This is a genomic window from Micrococcus sp. HSID17227 (genome assembly GCF_003989405.1).
GTDB lineage: Bacteria > Actinomycetota > Actinomycetes > Actinomycetales > Micrococcaceae > Micrococcus > Micrococcus luteus.
The window spans coordinates 1-4,299 of the sequence record NZ_RBLN01000194.1; the positions used below are offsets into that span (position 1 = coordinate 1).

General features: G+C 73.7%; 5 protein-coding genes. All 5 read right to left on the bottom strand.

Annotated elements, in window-relative coordinates:
• Nucleotides 1-867 (bottom strand): prolipoprotein diacylglyceryl transferase (gene lgt / locus D8M29_RS09205; RefSeq protein WP_127445921.1); only part of this gene is annotated, 867 nt, incomplete at its 3' end.
• Between the two features lie 2 nt (nt 868-869).
• Entirely contained in the window at nt 870-1,676 is an 807-nt protein-coding gene (gene trpA, locus D8M29_RS09210) for a tryptophan synthase subunit alpha (protein WP_049147612.1), read from the bottom strand.
• A complete protein-coding gene (trpB, locus tag D8M29_RS09215) occupies nt 1,673-2,998 on the bottom strand; it encodes a tryptophan synthase subunit beta (RefSeq protein WP_101967470.1) in 1,326 nt (441 codons plus the stop codon). Before trpB ends, trpA begins: the two co-directional genes overlap by 4 nt.
• Nucleotides 2,999-3,027: 29 nt before the next feature.
• Entirely contained in the window at nt 3,028-3,834 is an 807-nt protein-coding gene (trpC, locus tag D8M29_RS09220; protein ID WP_127445922.1) for an indole-3-glycerol phosphate synthase TrpC, read from the bottom strand.
• 5 nt (nt 3,835-3,839) lie between these two features.
• A complete protein-coding gene (locus D8M29_RS09225) occupies nt 3,840-4,163 on the bottom strand; it encodes an HGxxPAAW family protein (protein ID WP_036338645.1) in 324 nt (107 codons plus the stop codon).
• Nucleotides 4,164-4,299: the final 136 nt, after the last annotated feature.

A 4,299-nucleotide genomic window follows, 5' to 3' on the forward strand; every position in this document is an offset into this window, starting at 1 on the left:
TTGGGCGTGGGGGCCGGCGGCCGCGCCGCGATGGCGCAGCAGGATCCCGACGATGAACGCGAGGGCGATGACGAACACCAGCAGGGACGTCCACACGTTGAGCCGCTGGGTGACGCCGAAGAGCGTGACCATCTCGGCGTCGTCGATGCGCAGCATCTCGATCCACGTGCGGCCCGCGGTGTACCAGGCGACGTAGGACCACAGCATGAGGCCGTGGCGCAGGTGCAGCGCGCGGTCCACGAGGAGCAGCAGCGCGACCCCGGCCAGGTTCCACAGGCACTCGTAGAGGAACGTGGGGTGGAACAGCGTGTCCGGGGCGTAGCCGGCCGGGAAGTTCGGGCTGGCCGGGTCGACCTCGAGCCCCCAGGGCAGGGTCGTCGGGCCGCCGAAGAGCTCCTGGTTGAACCAGTTGCCCCACCGGCCGATGGCCTGGGCCAGCAGGATGCCCGGCGCGACGACGTCGCCGAAGGCCGTCAGCCGCAGCCCGTAGCGGCGGCACGCGATCCACGCGCCCACGGCGCCGAGGGCGATCGCGCCCCAGATACCGAGTCCGCCGTTCCACACGTACAGGATCTGGATCGGGTCGCCCGTGCCGTCGAAGCCGGGCCCGAAGTACCGGTCCGGTGAGGAGAACACGTGGTAGAGCCGCCCGCCCACGAAGCCGAACGGGATGGCCCACAGGGCGATGTCGAGCACGCGGTCCTCGGGGCCGCCGCGGGCGCGCCACCGGCGCTCGGCGAGCCACAGGGCCAGGACGATGCCCAGGATGATGCACAGCGCGTACGCGTGGATCTTCACCGGGCCCAGCTGGAACCCGTCCCACCCGGGGGCGGGGAAGGCGGCGAGCGGGGCCAGGGCGGCGGTCACCCTCAGCCCTCTCGGACCGTGCCGGCCGCGAGCTCGCGGGTCAGCGTGCCCACGGCCTGCGGCCCGCCGTCCGTCAGCGCGCGCACCAGGGCCGTGCCGACGATCGCGCCGTCGGCGTAGGCGCCGATCTCGCGGACGTGCGCCGCCTGGGAGACGCCGAGGCCGACGCACACGTGCTCCGCCCCGGCATCCTGGGCCCGGCGGACCACGGTCTCGGCGACGGTGGACACCGCGTCGCGGGTGCCGGTGACGCCCATGACCGACACCGCGTACACGAAGCCGCGGGAGGAGTCGACGGTGAGGCGCACCCGCTCGTCCGTGGACGAGGGCGCGGTGAGGAACACGCGGTCCAGGCCGTGACGGTCCGAGGCCTCCATCCAGGCGCCGGCCTCCTCGGGCACGAGGTCAGGGGTGACGAGACCGGCGCCCCCGGCCTCGGCGAGGCGGCGCGCGAACTCGTCGACGCCCATGCGGTCCACGAGGTTCCAGTACGTCATCACCAGCACCGCGGCGTCAGTGCGCTGGGTCACCCGTCGGATGATGTCGAAGACGTCGGCCACGTGGAAACCCGCCTGCAGGGCGGCCTGGGTCGCGGCCTGGATCACGGGGCCGTCCATCACGGGGTCCGTGTAGGGCAGGCCCAGCTCGATGACATCGGCGCCGTTGTCCGCGGCGGCGACGACGGCCTCGACGCACTCGTCCACGGACGGGTAGCCGGCCGGCAGGAAGGCGACGAGGCCGGTGCGGCCGGCCGCCTTCGCGGCATCCAGGGCCGCGGCGGTCTTGGAGTGCACGGTCATGCCGGTCACTGCTCCTCTCCGGGGGTCATCTCCTCGAGCGGGTCCTTCTCCTCCGTGGCCGTGCCGAGGCCGAACCAGGCCGCCGCGGTGGCGACGTCCTTGTCCCCGCGGCCGGAGAGGTTCACGATGATGATCCGCTCCTGACCCTCCGGGGCGTCCGGCCCCACGAGGCCCTCGTCCGCCCAGCGGCGGGCCAGGCGCAGCGCGCCGGCCAGGGCGTGGGCCGACTCGATGGCGGGCGTGATGCCCTCGGTGCGCGTGAGCCGGAGGAAGGCGTCCATGCACTCGGTGTCCGAGACCGGCTCGTAGACGGCGCGGCCCGTGTCGTGCAGGAAGGCGTGCTCCGGGCCGACGGCCGGGTAGTCCAGGCCCGCGGAGATCGAGTGGGAGTCGATCGTCTGCCCGTCCTCGTCCTGCATCAGGTACGTGCGGGCGCCGTGCAGCACGCCGGTGCGTCCGAGCGTGATGGACGCGGCGTGGCGGCCGGTCTCGAGGCCCTCGCCCCCGGCCTCGAAGCCGTAGAGCTCCACCTCAGGGTCGTCGAGGAAGCCGTGGAACAGGCCCATCGCGTTGGACCCGCCGCCCACGCACGCCGCGACGGCGTCCGGCAGGCGGCCGGCCTGCGCCAGGATCTGCTCGCGGGCCTCTTCGCCGATCACGGAGTGGAAGTAGCGCACCATGGCGGGGAACGGGTGCGGGCCCGTGACCGTGCCCATCAGGTAATGCGTGGTGTCCACGGAGGCGACCCAGTCCCGCAGGGCCTCGTTGATCGCGTCCTTGAGGGTGCGGGCGCCGATCGCCACGGGGACCACCTCGGCGCCGAGCATCTGCATGCGGGCCACGTTCAGGGCCTGGCGGCGGGTGTCCTCCTCCCCCATGTACACAGTGCACTCCATGCCGAACAGCGCGGCCGCCGTCGCCGTGGCCACGCCGTGCTGACCGGCGCCGGTCTCCGCGATCAGGCGCGTCTTGCCCATGCGACGGGCGAGCAGCGCCTGGCCGATCACGTTGTTGATCTTGTGCGAGCCGGTGTGGTTGAGGTCCTCGCGCTTGAGGAAGATGCGCACGCCGGGGGTGTCCGCGGCGAACCGCGGCACCTCGCTCAGCAGGGAGGGCCGGTTCACGTAGTCCCGGAACAGGGTCCGCAGCTCGGCCTCGAAGGCGGGGTCCTGCCGCGCCTCCTCGTAGGTTCGGGTGAGCTCCTGCAGCGCGGCCATGAGGGACTCGGGCATCCACTGCCCCCCGTAGTCGCCGAAGTAGGGCCCGGCCTGACCCTGATAGGGCCCCTCGAACTCGATCGCGGGCTCGGTGCTCGGACGGTCGGCGCTCATGGCGACCACGCTCCTCGGGTCTGGTTCGGTCAGCGGACGGTGAGGGAGGCGGCGCGGAACGCGCGCAGCGCCTCCTCGGGGGCGCCGTGGCGCACGAGGGCCTCGCCCACGAGCACGACGTCGGCGCCCGCGGCGGCGTAGGCCTTGATCTGCTCCTCGGACTCGACGCCCGACTCGGCGACCCGGACGACGTCCTCGGGCAGCCCGTCGGCCAGCGCGGCGTAGCGGGCCGGGTCGACGTCGAGGGTCTTGAGGTTGCGCACGTTGACGCCGAGGATGCGGGCGCCGGCGGCGACGCCGCGCTCGATCTCCTCGGGCGTGTGGGCCTCCACGAGGGCGTGCATGCCCAGGGACTCGGTGAGCTGCAGGAAGCCGGCCAGCTCGGCGTCGTCGAGGGCGGCCACGATCAGCAGGACGAGGTCGGCCCCGTGGGCGCGGGCCTCGTGGATCTGGTACTCGGTGACGGTGAAGTCCTTGCGCAGGACCGGCAGATCGACGGCGGCGCGCACGGCGTCCAGGTCGGCCAGGCTGCCGCCGAAGCGGCGGGCCTCGGTGAGCACGGAGACGGCGCTGGCGCCGCCGCGCTCGTACGCGCGGGCCAGGGTGGCCGGCTCGGGGATCTCGGCGAGCGCGCCCTTGGAGGGGCTCGACCGCTTCACCGCGGAGATCACCCGGATGCCCGCGGGGTCGGTGCGTCCGCCGTGCAGGGCCGCGTGGGCGTCGCGCGGCGCAGGGGTGGCGGCCACCAGCTCGGCCAGGCGCGCCTCGGGCACGGCACGGCGACGAGGCTCGAGGTCCTCGCGGACGCCGTCGATGATCTCCTGGAGGACGGACACGCGGATCAGTGACCGTGCTGGCCGCGACCCGCGCCGGCCTTGCCGGCGACGATGCCCACGACGACGCCCACGGCCATCAGGGCCACGCCGATCCAGACGACGACGCTCCAGTCGGCGAGCAGGCCGACGCAGCCGGCCACGAAGCCGACGAGCACGAGCGCCACCATGGCCCACGCGCCGGGCGAGTTGCCGTGGCCGGGCAGCTCGAGGTGGGTCGGGTCGTTGAGCACCAGGCCGTCCTCGGTGACGACGACGTCCTCGACGGCGCCGCGGCGGGCGGCGCGACGGGTGGTGGGCTCGGTGTGCGCGGTGTTCGCGGTGTGGCTCATGGCTGTCCCTCACTGAGTGCTTCGGGTGGGTCTGATGATCGGGGCCTGGAGCCGACGGCGTCGGCGCCGGTCCGGCCGGCGGTCACGCGGACGGTTCGGCACCGTGCTCCAGGTAGGCGCGCAGGGTGTTCAGGCG